Annotated in this window: 17 protein-coding genes and 4 pseudogenes; 6 read left to right on the forward strand and 15 right to left on the reverse strand. The window is 43.0% G+C overall.

The window, feature by feature from the left end:
• Nucleotides 1–3 precede the first annotated feature (3 nt).
• The 6 genes from pstB (KA717_23550) to pstS all read right to left on the reverse strand — a co-directional run bounded on the left by pstB (KA717_23550) (nucleotide 4) and on the right by pstS (nucleotide 6,163).
• The gene (pstB, locus tag KA717_23550; GenBank protein ID UXE64764.1) at nucleotides 4–804 is read right to left on the reverse strand and encodes a phosphate ABC transporter ATP-binding protein PstB; all 801 of its coding nucleotides are present in this window, start codon (nucleotides 802–804) and stop codon (nucleotides 4–6) included.
• Between the two features lie 100 nt (nucleotides 805–904).
• Nucleotides 905–1,861, reverse strand: a complete 957-nt coding sequence (locus tag KA717_23555) for a transposase (GenBank protein ID UXE58956.1) — start codon at nucleotides 1,859–1,861, stop codon at nucleotides 905–907.
• A gap of 132 nt (nucleotides 1,862–1,993) precedes the next feature.
• Nucleotides 1,994–2,791 carry a phosphate ABC transporter ATP-binding protein PstB gene (pstB, locus tag KA717_23560; protein UXE58957.1) on the reverse strand — a complete coding sequence of 266 codons (798 nt, stop codon included), beginning with the start codon at nucleotides 2,789–2,791 and terminating at the stop codon, nucleotides 1,994–1,996.
• A gap of 47 nt (nucleotides 2,792–2,838) precedes the next feature.
• A complete protein-coding gene (pstA, locus tag KA717_23565; protein UXE58958.1) occupies nucleotides 2,839–3,642 on the reverse strand; it encodes a phosphate ABC transporter permease PstA in 804 nt (267 codons plus the stop codon).
• Between the two features lie 315 nt (nucleotides 3,643–3,957).
• Entirely contained in the window at nucleotides 3,958–4,914 is a 957-nt protein-coding gene (gene pstC / locus KA717_23570; protein UXE58959.1) for a phosphate ABC transporter permease subunit PstC, read from the reverse strand.
• 73 nt (nucleotides 4,915–4,987) lie between these two features.
• A complete protein-coding gene (gene pstS, locus KA717_23575) occupies nucleotides 4,988–6,163 on the reverse strand; it encodes a phosphate ABC transporter substrate-binding protein PstS (protein UXE58960.1) in 1,176 nt (391 codons plus the stop codon).
• Between the two features lie 262 nt (nucleotides 6,164–6,425).
• Here pstS and KA717_23580 point away from each other — a divergent pair.
• The 4 genes and pseudogenes from KA717_23580 to KA717_23595 all read left to right on the forward strand — a co-directional run bounded on the left by KA717_23580 (nucleotide 6,426) and on the right by KA717_23595 (nucleotide 10,377).
• Nucleotides 6,426–7,707 (forward strand): annotated as a pseudogene (locus tag KA717_23580) (ISKra4 family transposase).
• Between the two features lie 50 nt (nucleotides 7,708–7,757).
• Entirely contained in the window at nucleotides 7,758–8,474 is a 717-nt protein-coding gene (locus KA717_23585) for a hypothetical protein (protein UXE58961.1), read from the forward strand.
• 65 nt (nucleotides 8,475–8,539) lie between these two features.
• A protein-coding gene (locus tag KA717_23590; GenBank protein ID UXE58962.1) for an IS630 family transposase occupies nucleotides 8,540–9,615 on the forward strand; the annotation gives its coding sequence in 2 pieces (ribosomal slippage) (nucleotides 8,540–8,903 and nucleotides 8,903–9,615; 1,077 coding nt in all).
• A gap of 357 nt (nucleotides 9,616–9,972) precedes the next feature.
• Nucleotides 9,973–10,377 (forward strand): annotated as a pseudogene (locus KA717_23595) (transposase).
• Nucleotides 10,378–10,451: 74 nt separating this feature from the next.
• Here the strand turns inward: KA717_23595 and KA717_23600 are convergent.
• Both KA717_23600 and KA717_23605 read right to left on the reverse strand, forming a co-directional pair.
• Nucleotides 10,452–11,627 carry an IS4 family transposase gene (locus tag KA717_23600; protein ID UXE58963.1) on the reverse strand — a complete coding sequence of 392 codons (1,176 nt, stop codon included), beginning with the start codon at nucleotides 11,625–11,627 and terminating at the stop codon, nucleotides 10,452–10,454.
• Between the two features lie 17 nt (nucleotides 11,628–11,644).
• Nucleotides 11,645–11,839 carry a transposase gene (locus KA717_23605; protein ID UXE58964.1) on the reverse strand — a complete coding sequence of 65 codons (195 nt, stop codon included), beginning with the start codon at nucleotides 11,837–11,839 and terminating at the stop codon, nucleotides 11,645–11,647.
• Nucleotides 11,840–12,045: 206 nt separating this feature from the next.
• Here KA717_23605 and KA717_23610 point away from each other — a divergent pair.
• Nucleotides 12,046–12,946, forward strand: a pseudogene (locus tag KA717_23610) (IS5 family transposase).
• 226 nt (nucleotides 12,947–13,172) lie between these two features.
• Here the strand turns inward: KA717_23610 and KA717_23615 are convergent.
• From KA717_23615 to KA717_23645, 7 genes and pseudogenes are all read right to left on the reverse strand, one after another.
• Nucleotides 13,173–14,750: an MBL fold metallo-hydrolase gene (locus KA717_23615; protein ID UXE58965.1), complete on the reverse strand. Its 1,578-nt coding sequence runs from the start codon at nucleotides 14,748–14,750 to the stop codon at nucleotides 13,173–13,175.
• A gap of 242 nt (nucleotides 14,751–14,992) precedes the next feature.
• Complete coding sequence (locus tag KA717_23620) at nucleotides 14,993–16,603, reverse strand: hypothetical protein (GenBank protein UXE58966.1); 1,611 nt, start codon at nucleotides 16,601–16,603, stop codon at nucleotides 14,993–14,995.
• On the reverse strand, nucleotides 16,600–17,307 hold the full coding sequence (locus KA717_23625) for a helix-turn-helix domain-containing protein (protein ID UXE58967.1): 708 nt from the start codon (nucleotides 17,305–17,307) through the stop codon (nucleotides 16,600–16,602). The genes KA717_23620 and KA717_23625 overlap by 4 nt, the downstream gene beginning before the upstream one ends.
• A 93-nt stretch (nucleotides 17,308–17,400) precedes the next feature.
• Entirely contained in the window at nucleotides 17,401–18,639 is a 1,239-nt protein-coding gene (locus KA717_23630) for a DUF4336 domain-containing protein (protein UXE64765.1), read from the reverse strand.
• On the reverse strand, nucleotides 18,623–20,659 hold the full coding sequence (gene dnaK, locus KA717_23635; GenBank protein UXE58968.1) for a molecular chaperone DnaK: 2,037 nt from the start codon (nucleotides 20,657–20,659) through the stop codon (nucleotides 18,623–18,625). The genes KA717_23630 and dnaK overlap by 17 nt, the downstream gene beginning before the upstream one ends.
• Nucleotides 20,660–20,777: 118 nt before the next feature.
• Nucleotides 20,778–21,512 (reverse strand): nucleotide exchange factor GrpE, encoded by a 735-nt coding sequence (grpE, locus tag KA717_23640; protein UXE64766.1) that lies wholly within the window; start codon nucleotides 21,510–21,512, stop codon nucleotides 20,778–20,780.
• A gap of 359 nt (nucleotides 21,513–21,871) precedes the next feature.
• Nucleotides 21,872–22,021: pseudogene (locus tag KA717_23645) on the reverse strand (ISAs1 family transposase).
• Between the two features lie 147 nt (nucleotides 22,022–22,168).
• Between KA717_23645 and KA717_23650 the strand changes: the two are divergent.
• The gene (locus tag KA717_23650) at nucleotides 22,169–23,248 is read left to right on the forward strand and encodes an IS1 family transposase (protein ID UXE58969.1); all 1,080 of its coding nucleotides are present in this window, start codon (nucleotides 22,169–22,171) and stop codon (nucleotides 23,246–23,248) included.
• Nucleotides 23,249–23,281: the final 33 nt, after the last annotated feature.

Here is a 23,281-nt window from a genome sequence, read left to right on the forward strand (position 1 = left end):
TAATTAACCAAAGCGACCACTCACATAATCCTGGGTTGCCGTTTGGGTGGGATTTTGGAAAATGATCTCTGTACGATCATACTCGACCAGATAACCGACCTTGGCCCCTTTCTGAGTGGCTTCTGCATTAAAGAAAGCGGTGTAATCGGATACCCGCGATGCCTGCTGCATATTGTGGGTGACAATGACAATGGTGTATTGCTGTTTGAGTTCGTGAATTAATTCTTCTACTTTGAGGGTAGAAATCGGATCTAGAGCCGAACAGGGTTCATCCATTAAAATTACCTGGGGTTGAATGGCGATCGCCCTAGCAATACAGAGTCGTTGCTGTTGACCTCCCGATAAAGCTAAACCACTTTGACGTAGTTTGTCCTTGACTTCATCCCAAAGAGCCGCTTTTTTTAGGGAAGATTCCACTAACTCATCCAGATCTCCTGAATAATTATTTAACTTGGCCCCAAAAGTAATATTTTCATAGATGGATTTGGGGAAAGGATTGGCCTTTTGAAACACCATACCGATGGAACTACGCAGACTGACCGGATCCACCTGGGCATCATAAATATCTCGACCGCGAAAGGTGACTTTCCCTTCTACTTTGGCACTGGCAACCAGATCATTCATGCGATTAAAGCAGCGCAAAATAGTACTTTTCCCGCAGCCGGAGGGGCCAATAAAAGCAATCACATTAAACTCTGGAATATCCACGGAAACTTCCCGCACTGCTAGATGGGAACCGTAGTAAACATTGACATTTTGGGTACGAAGCACAGCTTCAGTGATGACATTTTGATCAGAAACCATATTAGACATCTCCAAAAACTGGAAAGCCTAGTCTAGCAAGCAGTGTAGCTAAATCTAGACTCAGTAGACTTCTTGGTACATAGACGAGTTTACAGGGCTTTCAGACCTCCAAATTCAATTCTGGCAAAAAACAATGACTCATCTTTACCTCAATTACCTGCCCTGATTCGCTACATTTTATAATGCTTAATATCAGCGCATTTATCCTTAGTCTCACCAATCCACATACTGTTGAGATTAATGACTTATATCTTCCCTTTCTTAGTCTAAATTTTTCTTGCATCACTTTGAATACTTTGAGCAATCGAATCATATGTTCAACCACTACTCGTCGAGACGATAACCAACTATTTCTTTCTTTTTCTTCTTTGCTTAATTCTCGCCCCTTTGGTTTCTTTTTTGGTGTTGTTAATTGGAATTCTCCCTCGTAGGCTTTATCACCTAGAAAGCCTTGTTCTTGATGGAATTTAGCCAATCTTTGACGTAATATTTGTACATCGCTCTTTGAACCTATTTCTCCTATCACAACATCCACAATCTCCTTGATTTTTGGGCAAATGATTATTTGGCTTTTTGAGGTATGCCTTTTTTGTTTACCTGAGTAGTATGGTTTTTGTGCCTCCTGCCCTAAAGGTCTTTCTACTGGTTGTTCTGTCGCATCCACTATTAGTTCATGTTGGATTAGCTCCTCTTTAACTTTTTCTATTTCTTCTGGCAACTTTTTTAGTTGTTCAAATAGACTTGCTGGTAAATTTTCTCCGAATAGTGACTGCCAATAATTGAATATATTATGGGCAGACGATTCACTTATTTCAAACATTATTCCTAGTAGCTGAAAGGTCGGATAATGCCTTAAGTAAACTAGCATTAAAACTATTTGCTCCTCCTCTGATAATTTCGGTTTATTTCCACCACCTGCTTTAATCAGTGTGGTTTTGCTTTCTTCAAATTCTTTTTTAAGTAATTTGCCATAGGTTATAAGCTCTAATAATTTTGGGTACTCTATTCCTAACAACCTCTTTGTTTCTTGAGGCTGTTTTTGAATATAAGCCCACATATAGATGTATTCAGGCATAGTTACTCCTGTCTAAATTTCTATGATTATAGCATATTTGTCGATTTTATAGTATTATGGAGATGTCTATTTGTTAAAACCATTGTTAATAACCTAGAAGATAATTATTTCCCTTTAACCAAAGCGTCCACTCACATAATCTTTGGTTTCTTGTTCCTGGGGATTGCTAAAAATAAATTCAGTTTTATTAAACTCAACTAAATAGCCTACTTTGTTACCGCGATCCGTTGCTACTGCATTATAAAAAGCTGTCATATCAGCGACCCTGGTAGCCTGCTGCATATTATGGGTGACAATAATAATGGTGTATTTTTCCTTCAGTTCGTTCATTAATTCCTCGACTTTCAAGGTAGAAATGGGATCTAATGCTGAACAAGGTTCATCCATTAATAATACTTCGGGTTGCATGGCGATCGCCCTAGCAATGCAAAGTCGTTGTTGTTGACCACCGGAGAGGGAAAAACCACTGGCCTGTAATTTATCTTTAACCTCATCCCAGAGTGCGGCTCGACGCAAGGATTTTTCCACTAACTCGGCTAAATCCCCCGCAAATTTATTGACCCTGGCCCCATAGGCCACGTTATCAAAAATAGTTTTAGGAAAAGGATTCGGCTTTTGGAAAACCATGCCAATATGTTTACGAACTTCTACGGGATCAATCGTAGGGTCGTATAAATCCTGACCATGATAGGTGATTTTTCCTGTGGCCCGAAAGCCGTGAACCAAATCATTAAGACGGTTAAAACAGCGCAAAATCGTACTTTTTCCACAGCCCGATGGCCCAATAAAAGCAGTGATTTGATTTTTGGGAATCGCTAGGGAAACATCACGAACGGCTCGATAGGAACCATAGTAAATGTCCGTGTTTTGTACCTGAAGTACTGTTGTTGTTTGATCGTTTTCTGAGGACATAAGCACTCTTAAAGGGGGTGAACAAAAAATTCAAAACTTAGCTAGTCTTAATAGACTTTACGACGGGTGGCTAATCGAGCCGAAACACTGGTAATGAGGACGAGAAAAACAAGGATTAGAGAGCCAGCCCAGGCGAGTTCCTGCTGGGGTTTAAAAGGAACAGTGGCAAAGTTGTACACCAATACCGACAAAGTGGCGATCGGTTCTCTGATCCCATTCGGCCAGAAATTAGAAAAAAGGGCGGTAAAAATTAAGGGTGCGGTTTCCCCCGCCGCACGGGCGATCGCCAAGGTGACTCCCGTGAGAATCGAAGGTAAAGCTGCCGGTAAGACAATAAATAAAACGGTTTGGTAATTGTAGGCTCCGACTCCTAGGGCCGCCCAGCGAATCTCCTGGGGAACAATTTGGAGAGCTTCATCGGTTGTTCGTACAATAGTGGGCAACATTAACACTGCCAGAGCAACCCCACCGGCGATCGCTGAAAAGCCGACAATGCCCGTCGCCACTAACAGACCAAAGGCAAAAATTCCGGCAATAATGGAAGGCACACCGCTCAGAATATTGGTCGCAAAACGTACCCAACGAGCCACCTGATTATTATTACTAAACTCCGAAAGATAGACCGCCGCTAAAACCCCAAAGGGAACAGCAATTAAGGTGGCCAATCCCACCACAATCAACGTGCCAAGAATAGCATTAGCAATCCCCCCACCGGCTAATCCTGGGGGCGGCGGTAGTTTGGTGAACAAATTAAGATTAATATGGCTTAGACCTTGAACTGCCACATAAGTCAGAACTGCAAACAGGGGAATCAGGGTAATGATAATACAGGCTCCTGCAATCCCGGTCATGATTAAGCCAAACAGGGTTCGAGGACTAAACTTTTGTCTTTTCAGGTTTGAAGGATTCATGGGCAAAAATGAGGAAAATACAAAGTGAACTGATTGTTAATAAGCTTGCAGTAACTTAAACCACATCCTTAATTTGGAAACTAAAGTTTTTTTAGACATATTCCGGGGACAAGTCCCCCTTTTTAAGGGGGATTTAGGGGGATCGACAAACTGATAGATTTTGAGCTTTTTAAGGGAAATTGAGAGGGATAAATGAGCGATCAAAAATGATGGGTTTCGAGTTAGATGGAGTTTAATCAAAATCCGGTGAAATATTTAGGAATATTTAGCTTTCACTTTATTAACAATTAATTCCGCCAGTACATTAACAACTAAGGTTAAAACCATTAGCACCAATCCGGCATACATTAAGGCTGATACCTGTAGTCCCGATGCTTCTGCAAATTGATTGGCCAGTAGAGAGGCGATCGTATTAGCAGGATTAAGTAAAGAAATACTTAATTTATTGGAGTTCCCGATAATCATGGTCACGGCCATGGTTTCTCCCATTGCCCGACCCAAAGCCAACATAATACCGCCCACAATACCGGAAAAAGCAGCCGGAACCAAAACCCGAAAAATGGTTTCCCAACGGGTTGCGCCTAACCCTAAAGAAGCTTGTCTTAACTCAGGGGGAAGCGAAGCTAAAGAATCACGGGCGATCGCCGTAATAATCGGCAGAATCATAATACTGAGAACCATACCGGCAGGTAACATTCCTGGCCCGGCAGGAGCCGTATTGAAAATAGGCAACCATCCAAAATTTTCGTGTAACCAAAAACCTAAAGGTTTAATCAAGGGAATCAACACAAAAATCCCCCAGAGTCCATAAACAACGCTGGGAATAGCCGCCAATAATTCCACTAAAAAAACCAGCACTGTCCGAATATTGAGGGGAATAAAATCCTCACTTAAAAAAATTGCCGTTCCCAAACCTAACGGTACCGCAATCAATAAAGATAAAGCCGCACTGACTAAGGTTCCATAGATAACGGGTAAAGCACCATAGACATTTCTAACGGGATCCCACTGACTTTCAAACAAAAAGCCTAGGCCACTTTGCTGCATGGCAGGAATCGATTCAAAAAAAACAACGATCGCAATAATGAATAAAATTAAACCAATGCCTACCGCAAAGGCCAGGGTTGCCATCCGAAAAATTTTTTCGAGCAGTTTTTCGGTTTCAGAACGGGATTTTAAAGGAGCAGTGATCGGCGGATTAGAGGAAGCCATAACAATATTAACTGGAGAAATTAAGAGAGGAGGAAAGGGTAAAAAACAAAATTTCCTCCTAAGCATTGACTAACTACTTGATGGTGATTTGAAAATCAGGACTAATGACATCTGCTGCTTTAGCAACCTGCTCAACTACGGTTGCGGGGAGAGGAACATAGCCTAAAGCACTACTTTGTTTTTGTCCCTCCGTTAACCCATATTGAATCATCACTTCCATCGCTTTGGCTTTTTCAGGATCATCATATTTTTTGTAAGCCAAAATCCAGGTATAGGTGACAATCGGATAGGATTTTTCGCCATCAGGATTGGTAATAAATAACCGTAAATCGGGGGGAAGAGTCGCCGAAGCTAAGGTATCAGCCGCACTCTCTTCATTGGGTTCTATAAATTGTCCAGCTTTATTTTGCAGACTGGCCATGGTCAAGTTGTTATTTTTAGCATAGCCATACTCCACATAACCGATCGCACCTTGGTTTTGTTGAATCGATGCTGTCACCCCTTCATTCCCCTTGCTGCCGATAAACTTACCCTTGGCAGTGGGCCACTGTACACTTTTGCCTGAACCAATGCTCTTTTTCCATTCGGGACTGATCGCATCCAGATATTTGGTAAAAACGCCTGTTGTACCACTGCCATCGGAACGATGAACTACTGTAATCGGACTATCCGGTAATTTCAGATCAGGATTGTCCTTGACTAATTTAGGATCATTCCACTTGGTAATTTTGCCGAGGAAAATATCAGCTTGGTTGGCTTGAGAAAGTTTTAATCCCTCTACTCCGGGTAAGTTATAGCCCAAAACAATACTACCGGCGGTCATCGGCAACATCAGTACCCCTTTGCTGACCTTGGCAATTTCTTCATCCTTCATGGCCACATCACTGGCCCCAAAATCCACCGTCCCTTTCGTAAACTGTTCAACGCCAGCCCCACTACCCACGGACTGATAGTTAACTTGAAGTTGGGGAACGGCTTGATTTAATTGTACAAACCAATTTTGATATAACGGTGCGGGAAAGGAGGCTCCAGCCCCAGTTAAAGCGACATTACCTTTGAAATCAACTTTAATAGCACCCGCCTTATCCATCTCTCCGCCAGGAGTAGCTGTATTCTCTGACTGACCACCACAGGCAGCCAAACTGAGTGTCAGGGCCAGGGCTGAGAGTAGTGCAACAGATTGACGGGAAAATTGCTTAGAACTGCGAGAGATAGTCATAAAATTAACTGAAATTATCAAATCATTCACTGATAATATCTGTACAAATAACATTTATGGGTAAAGGTAAGATTAAGAAGAGAAGATTGATGGGTCTCTAGTGGTCTGTCAAGCTAAAGATTGTGAATTTGAGGGAAAATGGAGAGGCTATTCATTACCTCAACAGATATCGTAATAAGTAACCATGCTCAAGACCTATATTGTCCGATTAAGTCAAGGGGTGTGACCTTTAGTTGATGAAGGAAAAGAAAAGTGTTAACATGGGATGAAAAGTGACAAAGAGGAAACAATGATGACAGCAAAACTAATTAATGTAGAGGGTTCAAAGATAAAAATAGAACTAACATTAGAACTAAGTCGTTCAATGTTGGATACAGAAATAAATATTCAAAAAGGCTTAAACGAAGTAGGTTGCATCGCCAGCAAAGAAGCCTTGAAATATTTAGATACAGATGGTTCACCCTTAAAAATCGGTGAAGAAATCTGGAAGAGTAAGGGAGAGCAACCGAAAGAATATCAAACACCTTATGGTGAGGTTATAGTGAATCGTCATGTATATCAGCGTTCACCTTTGAGGAAAAACGTATTGCCCCTTAGAAAGAGAAGCAAGGATAATCATAACATCAACGCCATTATTGGCAAAACAGGTATCCTCAAAAATGTCAGGGATGGCAGGCAAAGAGGTGAAAAATGATTTATTAGAAAATCATGGTAGAAAAGTAGCGCTATCCTATATCCAAAGATTGAGTGAAGCAGTAGGAAGTGTGGTACAGGCAAAAGAAGAAGCGTGGAGTTATGCCCCGCCCAAGGAGGATAGCCAAATTGCAACAGTGGGAATAGGATTAGATGGAACCTGTATGCTGATGTGTGAGGATGGCTACCGTGAAGCAATGGTGGGAACCGTTTCCCTATACGATAGTGAAGGCGAACGTCAACATACAATCTATCTAGGTGCGGCACCAGAGTATGGAAAAAAGAGTTTTCTAGAAAGATTAGAAAGAGAAATTGAGCGAGCGAAAAACCGTTATCCAGAGGCAACATTGGTCGGGATAGCAGACGGGGCAGAATCAAATTGGAAGTTTTTAGAAAAGCAAACGGAAGAACAGATATTAGATTTCTATCATGCCTCTGGTTACTTAGGTGCCTTGGCAGAAGCGTTGCATCCGAATACCGTGTCAAAACAAAAAGAATGGTTGACTGAAAATTGTCGAGAACTCAAGCATGAAAAAGGAAAAGCAGGAGAACTGCTAAATCTGATGAAAGAAGTCAAAGAAGAAAAAAGTCATTCTAAGAATCTTACCGAGAAACTACAAGCGGCGATTACTTATTACGAGAATCATCAGCATCAAATGGATTATGCTGAATACATAGAGAAAAAGTATCCGATTGGTTCAGGTGTTACGGAAGCAGCTTGTAAGACGTTGGTCAAACAACGATTATGTTGTTCAGGGATGCGATGGAAGGAAAAAGGAGCAGGAATTATTTTGAGCCTACGAGCTTTGGTATTGACCAAGGAACGATGGAGTCAATTTTGGGCAAAACTTGATCAATATGGGTTCCCTGTAGAACCCTGATTACAACAGCTTTTATCAACTAAAGGTCGCACCCATTAGATGGAACCTGTATGCTGATGTGTGAGGATGGCTACCGTGAAGCAATGGTGGGAACCGTTTCCCTATACGATAGTGAAGGCGAACGTCAACCTACAATCTATCTAGGTGCGGCACCAGAGTATGGAAAAAAGAGTTTTCTAGAAAGATTAGAAAGAGAAATTGAGCGAGCGAAAAACCGTTATCCAGAGGCAACATTGGTCGGGATAGCAGACGGGGCAGAATCAAATTGGAAGTTTTTAGAAAAGCAAACGGAAGAACAGATATTAGATTTCTATCATGCCTCTGGTTACTTAGGTGCCTTGGCAGAAGCGTTGCATCCGAATACCGTGTCAAAACAAAAAGAATGGTTGACTGAAAATTGTCGAGAACTCAAGCATGAAAAAGGAAAAGCAGGAGAACTGCTAAATCTGATGAAAGAAGTCAAAGAAGAAAAAAGTCATTCTAAGAATCTTACCGAGAAACTACAAGCGGCGATTACTTATTACGAGAATCATCAGCATCAAATGGATTATGCTGAATACATAGAGAAAAAGTATCCGATTGGTTCAGGTGTTACGGAAGCAGCTTGTAAGACGTTGGTCAAACAACGATTATGTTGTTCAGGGATGCGATGGAAGGAAAAAGGAGCAGGAATTATTTTGAGCCTACGAGCTTTGGTATTGACCAAGGAACGATGGAGTCAATTTTGGGCAAAACTTGATCAATATGGGTTCCCTGTAGAACCCTGATTACAACAGCTTTTATCAACTAAAGGTCGCACCCAAGTCAAGAAGAACGTCAGACCCTAAAAGATTTGGTATCCATCGGCAAAGGAGCGGCTTACAAAATTAAGCACGCCAATATTCTGTTAAACATTGATGTGAATGGACAAGGATGGACGGATGAGGAAGCTGCCGCCGCCTTTAGTTGTCACCGTAACACAGTCGCCAATCTCAGGGAGCGATTGGTCAATGAAGGTGTGGAGTCAGCATTAAGCCGCAAGCCCCGCAAAACGCCGCCTCGTCAACCGATTATTGATGGAGAGGTAGAAGCAAAACTAATCGCCTTACGTTGTGGAGAACCGCCTGCTGGTCAAGCCCGTTGGACATTGAGGTTACTAGCCGACAAGGCGGTCGAGTTAGAAATTGTGCCAGCAATTAGTCACGAAACCGTGCGTCAAGTGTTAAAAAAAACGAACTAAAACCTCATCTGCGACAGATGTACGTGATTCCACCAGAAAAGAGTGCCGAATTTGTGTCTAACATGGAAGATGTTCTAGAAATTTATCACCGACCCTATGACCCCAATTGTCCAGTGATTTGCATGGATGAGCAACCTATACAATTGGTCAAAGAAACCCGCCTTCCTCTACCAGCCAAACCTGGACAGCCAGAGGCGCATGATTACGAATATGAACGCAATGGAACAGCCAATATCTTTATGTTTACAGAACCCTTGTCTGGGTGGCGAAAGACAGTTGTCAGTGAACGTAGAACATCGGTTGACTGGGCAACAGAAATTAAGAATTTACTCGATAACGACTATGCTGATAACGACAAAGTCATTTTAGTATGTGATCAGCTAAATACTCACAAACTTGCCTCACTATATGAAGCATTTGAGCCTTCCACGGCTCGTCGTCTAGTCGAACGGTTGGAAATTCACCATACCCCAAAACATGGCAGTTGGCTTAATATTGCTGAAAACGAGCTGTCCGCAATGACTCGGCAATGCCTAGCTCGTCGAATTCCAGATCGGGAAACTTTAGAGCAAGAAACAACGGCTTGGTACACTCAGCGCAATCATTCCCAAAAGTCGGTAGATTGGCAATTCACGACGGCTGAGGCTCGTATCCGTCTCAAGCGTCTTTATCCACAAATAGAAAATTGACAGACCACTAGTGTAAGTTGTTTATAGCTTATAATCCTTTTATAGCAACGCTTTTAGAGCGATTGAGGAAATAATCTCATCCGCATAAGCTGTTCACTATCTAAAACGCATATAGGCAAGGGGCTTAAGCCCCTTGTTACAAGACTTTCAGCAAAATCATTATGCCATTTAAATTCGTAACAGCTTAGCGACGACTGTAGTTCTCTTTTTTTCGTTCTCTTAATTTAGTATTTAGGGCTTGCTGAAAAAAGCTGAAACCTTTACGGAGAAAAATAGTAGGCGAATTAAGAACCGCTAGAATGCACGAAAATAGGGTAGAATGCCTCAAAACCATTGCATTAAGAAGAGAGAAAGCAGATGTACCGAAAGCAACAGTACTCAATTGAAACACCAGAAAACTTGAAAAATCTGTTCGGCGGGCAGTTAGACGAAGAAAATCGTTGGATAGAAATGTCAAAAATGATTCTTTGGGAAGAATATGAGGAAGAATATGCAAAAAACTTCACAGAAAAAAAAGGAGCCCCAGCCAAATCATTTAGAATGGCATTAGGAGCATTAATTATCAAAGAAATTTCAGGAAAAAGTGACAGAGAAACAGTAGAACAAATAAAAGAGAACCCTTATTTACAGTACTTTATAGGAATGGAAAGCTATAGTAGCAAAGAAGCATTTAATGCGTCAATGATGGTTCATTTTCGTAAAAAAACAGGAATGGAATTAATAAATAAAATTAATAAAGAAATAGAAAAAAAGCGACGGGTGTAGCGTCAGAAAAAAAAGAAAATGAAGGAAAGTTATTGTTAGATGCGACTTGTACACCAGCCTGACTTTTCCCGTTAAGTGCGGATTGCAAGCTGCCAGCCTTGGCAAAGGTCATGCAACTTCAACCAACCGCGCCAAAGGACTTGGATACCGAGAGGAGTTTTACGACGATGTTCAAGATAACCACCAAGAAAAGCAACAGACTCGACAGCCCAAGCAACAGTCAAAATAGGGGGAAGTTTTTGAGAGGCGGCTGCTTTTAACACCTGAAGTTGAAGAGGATTAAGAATTTCAATCGCGAGAGCATCGGGCTGGGTACGATGAAGATAAGTAACGTGTAAAAGTTCAACAGCAATGACACTTAAAAAACCCAAAAGAGTTTTCATTCCATCAGAGGCAAGTCGATAACGCTCACTCTGACAACCAGACTTAAGGACTTTATGAAATTCTTCAACCCGCCATCGGTAGGTGTACCAACGAAGAATAGTGACAGCCATCTCAATAGTCTCAACAACTTCTGTAGTCAGAAGCATCCAAGATAAAGGAGTTTCGCCTTCGGGACAATCGATTTCTGTCGCATAAACAGCATAGACATTCAACGGGTCACGATTATCAAAACGATAGGGAGTTCGTAGATTAACTGAGCAAAATCGGACGGCAAGCTTAACCTTCCGTGCTTTTCTTTTTCCTGTACTCGGAATCTCGATTTCTTGATGAAAACGAATCGGTTCTGATTCCAAATGTTGCCAAAGTCGTTCACTATTTTTGTCTAAACTACGATTATGAGACGCTCTGACCAGCACTCCTGTATGCTTGAGTTGACGCACTGAGTCAAAGACTTCTGAAACATCTCCTTCTCTGTCAAATACATGAATTACCCTCGTTGAACTTTCTACCTGTTTCTCACAGGTGTTTAGAGCCTCTACCCATTTGTAGGATTCTTTTTCCTCAAATGGTCTTTGACGAGCTGCTTTTCTTTGTTCTTTCTGTCTTTCTTTTTTCTGCTTCGCCGTTTCATCTGTTGGGGGCTTTTCTTTTACCTCCCTATTCCACAGTTTTTGCCATAATAAACCTAATACTTGTCCTTTTTCTGGCTCAATTGCTAAAGCACTATGCAGTATTAATCCATTCCCTCCTTTTCCAGTCGGCCCATACCCTTCCCTTTTTTCCTTGATATTGCGATAATCTAAGAAGGTCGTATCTCCGACTGATAGCATTATCTTATATTCTTCTACGGCGGCAGTTGTCATTTCACAGTGCGGCTCTATTATCTTGACAAAGTCTGTTTTCGGATTCCCAAAAATTCATAGGCCCTCTTTAACTCGTTTCCTCCCTTAAACACTTCTGATAAGGCTTTTCCAAACCCCTCACTTAACTTTTTCCCAATCGAGAAGGCACGATTGTTTAGCCTCTCGTCTCCCAATTCACAACTGGCAAAGTTTTTTGTCCACCATTCCAACATTTTTTGACCTGCCCTTTAAGATTTTCTCCATTTTACAGTCTCATACTCCCTTCATCCTTTGTTTTTGAAATTTGAACGATAAGCGGGATGATGGCTTCAGAATATTTTTTTCCTGTCAAGAGAATCATTACTCAAACCCTTGCCAGATAAAGCCTCTAGAAGTTTGCATTGCTGGATTTTGGACTTAACGGGAAAAGTCAGGTACACCAGCAGATATAAAATATCCAACGGATATAGGAATATTGAATGATGCCAGAGAAAAAACAGAAAAAATAATAGATAAGCTGTATGAAGAAATAAAAGAGAAAAGGAAAGAAAAGAAAAGCCGAGGACTTATAGGGAAGTGGCAAGAAAAGAGTACTTAGCCATAGCAAAAAACGTCGTGTGTCAAAAAAAGAAAGAAGAAAAGGAACAAAAAAACAACTAGGATATATAAAAAGAAACTTGTCTCATATAGAAAAAATGATAGAAGAGGGAGCAAAGTTAGAAAAACTAACGAAAAAAGAGCAAGAAGAGCTTGTAACGATAGGAAAAGTGTATGAGCAACAGTTAGAAATGTATGAAAAAAAGACAAATAAAGTAGAAAACAGAATTGTGAGTGTAAGCCAACCTCACGTGCGTCCAATAGTGCGTGGAAAAGCGGGAAAAGCAGTAGAGTTTGGAGCTAAAATATCGGCAAGTAATGTGAATGGCTTTGTCTTCTTAGACAAATTAAGTTGGGATAATTACAACGAATCGGGAGATTTACAAGCGCGAATAGAAGAATATAAAAGGGAAACAGGATGTTATCCGGAATCGGTTCATGTGGATAAAATCTATCGAACAAAAGCGAATCGAGCTTATTGTAAAGAAAGGGATATAAGAATGAGTGGTCCCCGATTGGGAAGACCGCCGAAAGAGGTGAGCAAAGAAAAAAAGAAAGAGGCACGCTCAGATGAAAGAGTGCGTAATGCCATTGAGGGTAAATTCGGACAGGGAAAGAGGAAATTTAGTCTTGGTCGAGTGATGGCCAAACTACCTGAGACCTCGGAAACGGTAATTGCGATGAACTTTTTGGTAATGAATCTTTCTACTCTACTTCAGAAGACAAAAAGTAAAAAGTTGTAGAGTCGTTTTTCTTGTGAAAAATGGTGTTAATTTTCCTCTCTTTTGTGAGGAGTGATTTGTGTTGACCTTTTTAGACAGAAAGGAACAATAGATTAAACAAAATCTGTATTTTGATTTGTTTCCATAAGGATAAGTTATCTATGCTTTTTCAGTCCATACTTCCCTAACCCACATTTCTTTCGTTTTTTGACTTTTTCAGCAAGCCCTATTTAGTTTTAAATTCGTTTTAAACCGATTCCCAGGATTCGTAAACAGGGCAATATCCTTCCGGGGTGACACGAAAACCGGCCAAGGGAGAAACGGTATTCCAACAACGTTGATGGCGATAGTAGCGACAATTACTACAACAATCTAAATCTTCCTGAGGTTTGGACTCTTGGTGTTGTTTTAAGAGTTCCCGTTGACTGATGCCCCGCAAGACTAATTCTTCTCCCTGCCAACGTCCTTCAACTAAGCCGGTATTCGCAAAGGTCTGCCAACGCGGATCTTCGGTGAGGCGATCGCTGAGGGTAATCGTAATACTAGGGGCCAATTCACCACTGCTGGAATCTAACTCATTCACTTCACCTTCATAAACGGTGGGAGTGGGAGAAGGCGGTTGTAAAAAGCGATCGCCGATAGGTAAATCGACCAGAACACCGGCCGAGGGAGAATGGAGTTGATACCGATTTTGCAGTTCTTCTAAGGCCGTCAGATCACCAATATCGGGGGCAGAACCATGCACAAAAACAATGTGTTGGGGGCGGACATTGTGAATGAATTGTGTTGTATTGCGTCCGTCGCTGTGTTCCGCTAACAAATAGGTTTCGATTGCCACCCTTGGGCTGGGTTGAGCCGCCAGGTTATTAAAATCCGGCAGACTTTCTTCGGTGGGAAATTCAGGTAATAGAACTGTCCAGACTCCCCTTTGCCAATCCTCACTTTGCCAAAAAGTCTCCCACTGATCGGTGAGGACAATATAGGGCTTATCGGTTGCGGTCTGCTCCTGTTTGAAGGTTAAGGGTCGCAAGCGGGGACAAACTCGTTCATCCCAAAAGAGAGGTTGATGTTTAGCAAAATTCTGAACGGCCAGGGGAAATTGCGGTAAAAGCTCCAGATAGCGATCGCAAGCTTGTTGCAAACTACCACCGACCCAAATATCGAGATCCTGTCCGGTAAATTGATGGTGCGATCGGAGTAACTTCAAAATCTCTTGACCCAAACCCAACGGCGGAACTGGCAACAAAACATTCCGTCCCCGTTGTAAGGCCTCATTAATTTGTTCCATCAACCGTTTTTCCTGTTGTCGTCGATGGGGATGACGGCGAGTTCCGTAGCTACTTTCCACAATCAAAACATCAGGAGCCAAGCCTCGCAAATTCTCTAGGGAAAGCCCTTCTACCAGTTGGAGATTAGAAAGGGAAAAATCTCCCGTATAAAGCACCTTATAGGTACGATTCGGTAATTGATAGGTTAAAAGAATCAGGCTGGCCCCAGGCAGATGACCCGCCGGAATTAACTCTAGAGAAAGATTTTCAAAGAGCGGTAGGGAACTGCGCCAGGGTAGGGGCTGACAAAAATCGGAACTAACATTGCGATTAGGCCAATGGAGCGGCAACAACTGGGTCGTCACTTCACTGGCATAGATGGGCAAAGTGGGAAAAGTTTGATGAAGCGCGTACAGTCCCCTCACATGATCGCCATGAGCATGACTACAAACTACTACGTCGGCTGGCGATGTACCATCAGTTTGTAAATCTGTAATATCTGGAAGTCCACAATCCAACAAAATGCGATAGGGGCCTAGGCGCACTAATAGACACACCCCTTCTTTTCCGTGACCCACCGCATAGGAAAAACAGGATAGTAGTGATTTTGAAGGGGCCGAGAAACGACGCTGAGGCATAATTAATGGGCGGAACCATTGCCATCATAATTATCAGTATCATAGAACCCGTTTTTCGTGCCAAAAAAGAGCGCGGAAACAATAAAAATTCCTGTCAGTACGATCAGGATTATTTTGACATCTACCATCGTTTATTCCTCACAGCGATTTTCCTGTCTATCCTATCGTGTTTTTCTGATCGGGGCAGTATTTAACAACGCTTTGTTAAGATTTTGTACCCAGGACAAAGACTCTACCCAAGCGAGCAGGGGGGCCAAGGCCGAACGGGCTGTTAGGGACTGAGCCAAGGCATTCGGTTCGTAACTTTCCAAATAGATTTGTAAATTGCCAGTATTTTGGGAATTCAGATCTTGCTCAAATTTAAAAATAATTCGAGAACCATCGGTTAAGCCCAGACAGTAGCCTCCCTGTTCAATGGTCTGAAATTGTCTCTGGTCATAGTATTTGAGAGGGTAACTATAGACAATCTCATGATGTCCATTGGCTTGTTCTCGAAAATCTTGATTTTGCAGAGATTCCCAGAAAGGATAAAGAATCTCTAGGTCGATGTCTCTATAGGTTTGACAGAGATGGTAATTGCGTCCGTACTTTAACCAATGGGATTGGAGAATCGTTTCTACGGATTGCTGACGGAGAGCAATGATATTCAGCCAAAAAAGGAGGGCCCAAAGTCCATCCCGTTCTCGACTAAAATTGGCCCCTAACTCTCCCTGCTCATTACCCGCTAAGGTGATACCTGGACTTTCTAGACTCTCACTCAGAAACTCCCATTGATCGGAGCTTTCGTAACAAGGAAAGGCTAAACGGGCGCAAACATGATCGACGGCAACACTAGCAAAGGGCGATCGCGCCACGGTAATCTCTTGACCTCGATAAGCTGGAATTAAAGCCGTATGGGCGACTAAAATGGCTAAACTATCACTGGCTGTGACCCCACGTTCCTTGCCAAAAATACCATAGCGATGTTGGGTTAAAACCGCCGTCAAGGAGGGAGGATGATTGCCCCTGGGGAGATTAATACGGGCTTCTAGGGTATCTAAGAGAGGAGGAAAGGTTTCAAAGGAGACAGTGCCAATCGGTAATCCTAGGTTTTTTTCTAATAGCAATTGACCATAGGCATAGTTAACGGGATCAAAGCATTTAACTGCAATGCGGTAGTTTTGTGGGAGTAAATAATCCTGAATCGCATCTAAATCAAACAGTGAGGCTAACAATTTGCTATAAATCGCCGCAGAATTAATCACTTCTAAGGTCAAATTTTCTAGGCTGACCACCATCGCTCGATTGAAGTTAAGATCCGGTATATCCAACAACTGATAGTTCTGAATAATTTGGCTCCGTTCTTGTAGGGCCTCCAGTATATGCGAAGAGGCAATTCTACCGTTTTTCTCGTAGTAATCTAATTGGATCTCTCGTTCATTCTCTAACTGTCGAGAAGAGAGCAGTATTCCGCCGATCGCCTGATAATGGCCAATCAAATAGGAAAGTATCGACGGGGAAAGAACACCCTGGCTACCAATAATAATGCGACTCAGCCCACTAGCCGCCGCAATTTTGAGCACAATTTGGAGCAGTTCCTGGGTCATCATCTGGCCATCTCCCCCAATGACCAAGGTTTGACCCGTTCGATCGCCCAAAATTCCTAAAAAGCACTGCACTAAATTTGCCAGATAGTGAGGCTGTTGAAAAATGCTGAGGGATTGACGCAACCCTCGCGGCAAGTGACGATGTTCAGAAAAAGGTTTAGTGGCAATAATTCGCAGTTCGGTCATGGGGTTGGGGATGACGAAGAAGCAGTGGTGACTGGCTCAACGGTCGAAATAGTTGTAACCGCAATGGGACTTACTTTAGCGCGATAGAGGAGTTTTTTGCCCTGACGATAACCCACGTAACGGACAATCATCGGGGTGCCTGGCTCACTCGGCAATTCACTTTCCATTAATTGATGCCATTGAGGATCGAAAAGAACGGTTTCCCCAACAACTGCGATCGCTTCTACCTGCCACTGTTTCAACAAATTTGCCAAGGGTCGCACTAGAGGGAGTAACTTAACGGCGGGCCATTGGGGGTTTTTCTGGGCAGCCGCAGCCGCAGTGGGCCATTGTAATAACCAGGGTTCTAGGATTCTCAGGACTTCCTGTTGCAACTCTTCCTTGACATTTTCTCTTTGCTCCAGAAGTTGCATTTCTAACCGTTCATAGTCCGCCGTCAGACGTTCAATTTCTGCCTGGCGATCGGGAAGCGTGGGGACTAAGGGTTCTCTGGAAAGATGATTTAAAACAACGGCAAGCGGTAAATTAAGAGCCTTCGCTAACTGCACTAGGGTCTCGACCGACATTTTAGGCAATAGCCCATATTGAATACGGCTCAACTGCCAAGCCGACAATCCAGAAGCTTGCTGCAAGGTTTCCAGGTCGGCAATACCAGCCTGCTGCATCAATTGCTCTAAGGTCGAACGGTAGGGAGGATTGGGCATCGGACAACCTGGAAATCGATAATCCCATCATAACGAAGGAGCGATCACATGGTGATAATGGTGGCAGAAGATCGCCGTTCACTAGTAAGCATCTTAGGGATCACGATAGGGAGAAGGCGTAATCCGATAACGGTAGAGAAACTGATCAATCGATTTTAAAGTGGCTAAATCCTCTAGGGGTAAGGGATGATTTTCGGGAATGAGGGCTGCTTGGTCGCGGGACAATTGTTTATCTAAAAAGGCAAAGGCTTGACGAAATTGTGGCGGAGTCACGGCCAAAGGTGCGTCAAAGTGACAGGGAATCAAGCGATTAAAATGCCATTTAGTAATTTGGTCTGCCCAGTCTAAAGTTTGCTGGGGTTGGCGGTTGAGAATTAATTCTTGCAAAATGGGAGCGACCAACAAACGGCCATTTCCCCGTAACTGCTGAAACGACTGGGGCCAACTGCTTAACCATTGAAAAGGAAAGATCCCCCAAAAGGCCTTCGCCGAGCGATCCCAGGCCTGTTGAGCCTCCTGAACTGCTTGGGAAAATTTAGCCACTTCCAGGGTACTGGCTTGAAAATACAAAGCAAACAGACAAATCCGTTGCCAACCCTTGCGACGATTTTCAGGACTATCCAAGATGGGTGCCCTGGCCTGATCCTTGGCATGAAAAAGCAGAGGATAGGGATCAATCTCTAAAATAGGCGGTGGTTCCTGGGGAATTGAGATCAGAGTATCCGTCACTAATACCGTCTGCGATCGCCGATGAAAGAGAGCCACCTCGCCAAATTGTCCCAGATTCAGATCGATAGGGCCAAGTATGCGATAGTCAAACTCTGCATAAAAAGGAGTGGTACTGCTATCAACCGGTAAAAAATGAGTGCGTTGGGCGGGAAATCCTAGCCAGGATAGCGGCAAATTGAGGGGGAAACTCCACTGGCCAGGAGCGACATAAACTTTTGCCTGGGGAAACTGGCGAGCAAAGGGGCCAACAACGGCCTTATGTTCTAATCCTGATACTGTGGGCAGAATAATATATTGAACAGCACCGTATTGGGCTTCTAATTCTCGCACTAAACCTAAGCATTCTGACGTTAGGGCGATCGGTGCATAGACCAATAATCCTCCTGCTTCCAGACGAATCACCGTCATCCGAATGGGAACGACGACATAAAAAATGCCTTGGTATTGTTCAAAACACCAAATCCAGTCAGGAACCACCTCAAATCGGAGCGTTGGTTTTTGGCTATAGGGATAAAGGGGAACCAAATACCACCAAGGATAGTACCGCTCCGGCGATTTTGGCTGCGTTTGCTTGCTCGGCTTCTCTCTAGTCCACTGCTTCATAATCGCTAGAAATGGTTTCATCCGCATCGAAGTCAAAACCTTCATCATCAGGGAACTGATAAATAGGGGATGTCTCCGCATAACTAGGCATCGCTTCCGTCGGACGAGAAGAGGGGCGAGGCATTCGCTTTGTTTGACTTTCTAATTGAGTATCAATGGCTTCTATTAAATTGTTGCCAAAGGTTTCAAAGGGATGAACACTGCCCACATTGGCTTGCTGATAAACGTCCGTCCCAATCAAAAGAATAATCTGACGGAAATCTTCAACCAAGACCTGAAGTTTCTCTACCGTTACTGTTGGAGTTCGCAAAGCCACAGCCAATTGTTCTTTCTTACGGCGACTTTCCTGTTTGAGTTCTTCGCGGATAAACTGGCTATTTTCCTTAAGGGTTGTATCGTAGGTATAGAACAAACTATCAGACTGATTCCGCAGTTCCATCATGCGCATACGACGGCGATCTTCTTCGGCATACCGTTCCGCTTCCTGACGCATCCGTTCAATTTCATTACTTTTTAGCCCACCCGTGTGACTAATTAAAATACTTTGCTCTCTTCCTGTGCCCTGATCTTGAGCTAATACCTTAAGAATGCCATTGACATCAATTTCAAAACTGACTTCAATTTGGGGAAGACCTCTCGGAGCAGGGGGAATGCCAGCTAAGAGAAACTTGCCTAGACTTTTGTTATCGTTGGCCATGGCCCGTTCGCCCTGAAGCACATGGATTTCAACGGAGGTTTGACCATCCGCAGCCGTAGAAAAGACTTCGGATTTGCTGGTCGGAATAGTGGTATTGCGCTCAATAATTTTGGTAAAAACTTCTCCCAGAGTTTCAATGCCCAAAGAAAGAGGGGTGACATCTAATAACAACACATCATCCACTTCTCCTCCTAATACCCCCGCTTGGATAGCTGCTCCCAGGGCAACTGCTTCGTCAGGATTAATGGAGCGATCTAACTGACTGTTGGGAAACAGTTTTTGGATCATGCTCTGGACGGCCGGAATTCGCGTTGACCCTCCCACTAAGATGACACGCTGAATATCCCCAGGCTTTAATTCTCCATCACTGAGAGCTTGGGTGAGAGGGGTTAGGGTTTCCTGTAAAAGGTCTTTGCTTAATTCTTCAAATTGCGATCGGCTCAGTTCGGTTTCCAGATGTTTTGGCCCACTTTCATCCGCCGTAATAAAAGGTAGATTAATAGATGTATTGAGGAGACTGGAAAGCTCAATTTTGGCTTTTTCGGCTGCTTCTCGCAGGCGTTGAATGGCCATTTTATCCGTACTAAGATCGATTTTTTCTCGATTTTTAAAGTTTTCTACCATCCAGCGGACAATCTTATTGTCAAAGTCATCTCCCCCTAGATGATTATTGCCAGAGGTTGAAACCACTTCAAACACGCCCTTACCCAGTTGGAGGAGCGATACATCAAAGGTGCCGCCACCCAAATCAAAAACAAGAATCAGTTCTTCTTGGGTTTGTTTATCCAAACCATAGGCGAGGGCAGCTGCCGTCGGTTCATTGATAATGCGTAGGACTTCTAGCCCAGTAATGGTGCCAGCATCTTTGGTGGCCTGACGTTGGGAATCGGTAAAATAGGCCGGAACTGTAATGACGGCTTCGGTGACAGATTCTCCTAAAAAGGCTTCTGCATCAATTTTGAGCTTTTGCAGAATCATGGAGGAGATTTCTTGAGGCGTATATTGCTGTCCACGGATATCCACATTGACGGTATCTTCCCGACCCTTCACGCAATTGTAGGGAACACGAGAACGCTCTTCTAGGGTTTCATCCCAACGGCGACCAATAAAACGTTTAATGCTGTAAACCGTATTTTCGGCATTGGTTACGGATTGCCGTTTGGCTAATTGGCCAACCAGTCGCTGACTCCCCTTCCCAAAACCGACAATACTAGGCGTGGTTCTTCCCCCTTCGGAGTTGGGAACCACGATCGGTTTACCGCCTTCTAGAACGGCAACACAGCTATTGGTTGTCCCAAGGTCAATCCCAATGACTTTTCCCATGATGCTTATCGCGTTTTCGTCGGTTTAGGTATAAGGAGGGAGGAGTCAGCTTTTATTTCCGCCAGCAAACAGCGGAGCAGAGGGAGGCTGCACTCAGAAGAAAGGTAGCGTTGTGGGGCTAGATTGGCGTGTCTGTAGATTCTGATGGCTCTGTCGCCTCTCCTTCTGAGGGTATCACGGATTCTTTGGGAGTTGCAACTTTCACCATTGCGTGGCGCAGAACGATTTCTCCAAGCTGATAGCCTCGTACTAATTCTTCAATAACGGTTCCTTCTGGATATTCGCCAGTTTGTTCCCTGAGCATGGCTTCGTGATAATTGGGATCAAAGAGCTGTCCCTCTGGCCGCATGGGAGCAACACCTAAGCGTTTTAAGCCATCGACAAAGCTTTTATAGACACTTTGATAGCTTTTATGGATTTCCATTTCGCCATCGTTAGTGGGTTTGAGTTGGGTTCTGGCTCGCTCGAAATTATCGACGACGGATAACAGTTCTGTAATCGTTTTACCTTTGATCTGTTGTTCGAGTTCTTCTCTTTCTCGTTGAGTTCGTTTGCGAAAGTTGTCAAATTCGGCTGCCAGGCTCAGATACCGTTTTTTAAAGGCATCTAATTGTTCTGCTTGCTGGGCTAATTCCTGGCGATGATTGGCCAATTCCTGTTGTAAAACAGCGATCGCAGTTTCTGGGTGAACAGTATCCTCGTCCGGCTCTGGAGAAGTCGTGTCGGCCGTTTCTGCCGGACTGTCAGGATTGAGATTCAATATTTCCTCTGGGCTGGCCGTTGCACCTTCAGGAGTTTCTAGGGTTGAGGAAAGATCGGGGGTTTCACTTATTCCAGTAGAGACAGATTCCATAGCTTCGTTAGGGTCGTTCAAGATTTCTAAGGGCTTTTGGGCTTCATTCATAGGATATCTTAATGCGTGCTCTGAGTGATTGCGATTTAGCGATCGCGGTCAGGGCGAACGCATCTTATTTTTGAAAGGTAGGCTGGATAAGGGTTTCCGAGATCATGATTGATTTTTTATGAAACGCTGAAAGTCTTATCAGATAAGGAGTCTAGAATTTAGATGCGTTTGCTCTGCGATCGCGGTTTTGAGTCTTGTTATAGAAAATTAATCGCTTTTCCTGTTGATGCTGCTCTTGAGCAAGTTGCCTAACTGGACAGTGCGAAGTTTATGGATGCCAGATAAGGTCAGAACAGGGCAAACGCATCTTATCCGAGTAAAACCTTAAGGAGATAGTCCTCGTCCCAACCAGCGCGTAGCCGTTTATTCTTGATACCAAGTTTCAGAGTATTTTCCTTTGTGAGCAAGTTAAGAGCGATATGGCGTAAGACGGCTAAATTCTCAGGAGCAAAATCCTTGGAACTGGTATCGTCTGATCAAAGTTGGAAAAAGTTATGGTGTAAGGCTTTGAGAAAATAGAAAAATAGTTTAAGACTAGACATCGGCCCGTTTTTATTATACTATTATTATTGTCATTATATCAAAGAAGAAGGAAACAGAAAACAATGTCAATATTAAAGAAAAGCTCTATGAAAATCCTGAATGATGTTGGCTTGTGCCAAGAGAAAGAGGATGCCTTATTCAAGAAAAACTGTCCTCATTGCTATAGTGAAAACGTAAAAATACATTCTCATTATCAAACGAAAGGTAACGGGGAACGTAAAATGTTCATTTGTCAAGAATGTAGTTCTTGTTTTGCTGAGACTTATGGTAGCGTAATCGCTGGCGTAGAAACCCCATTAAGTGAAATTGTAAAAGTATTAAAAGCCAGAATGGAAGGAATAGGATTAAATGCAGCAGCCCGAGCATTCGGCTACGCGAAAACAACAATATTGAATTGGGAAAAGAAATTATCAGGATTACAAGAGACATTATTTTTATACGCCTTAGTGAATGAATTTGTTAAATTAGTAATAGAAGGGGATGAACTATACACAAAAGTTGGAAAAAATAAAGAAGCAAGTGCCTCTGAGGGGTGGACAATCGTGCTCATGGACAGGGCTAGCCGCTTTATTTGGCATTTAAAATGTGGTCGAAAAGAGCAGAAATTATTTCTAGAAGCAATGATGACGGTAGCGGAATTATTTGAAAGGAGTGCAGAATCTCTCCAGTTATTTACAGATGGAGAAAAGCGATATAGTCAACTGCTATTTAATATTTGTCACGAAGTATTAAGGACTGGAAAGCGAGGTCGTCCCACCAAAGTATTACCGAAGGGTCTTGTAGTAAGACTAAAAAATAAGAGTAGTAAACGTCGAGATTCTGAGGGTAAACTAAAGAAAGTAGAAACTCCGAAACCAGAACATCCAGAGACAACAGAAAAACCAGAAGAAAAGGACGTCCATGCCAACCACGTTGAGGCATTTAATAGTGCTATCCGACGCTATTTAGCCGCCTTTCGTCGTCGTACAAATACTTATGCTAAATCTGTTGTGGGATTACAGCGAGTCCTAGATATTTTCTGGATGGTTCATAACTTTGTTCGCAGCCATTTTACGACTAGAGAAGTTCCTGCTGTAGCTCTCGGTATAATTGAAAAGGGGTTAACTTGGGAGGACTTACTCCAAATTCGCCTGATTTCTTGAACCTCTCGTATTGCAACGTTTGTAGCTTCTAGC

The sequence above is a fragment of the Woronichinia naegeliana WA131 genome (assembly GCA_025370055.1).
Taxonomy (GTDB): Bacteria; Cyanobacteriota; Cyanobacteriia; order Cyanobacteriales; family Microcystaceae; genus Woronichinia; species Woronichinia naegeliana.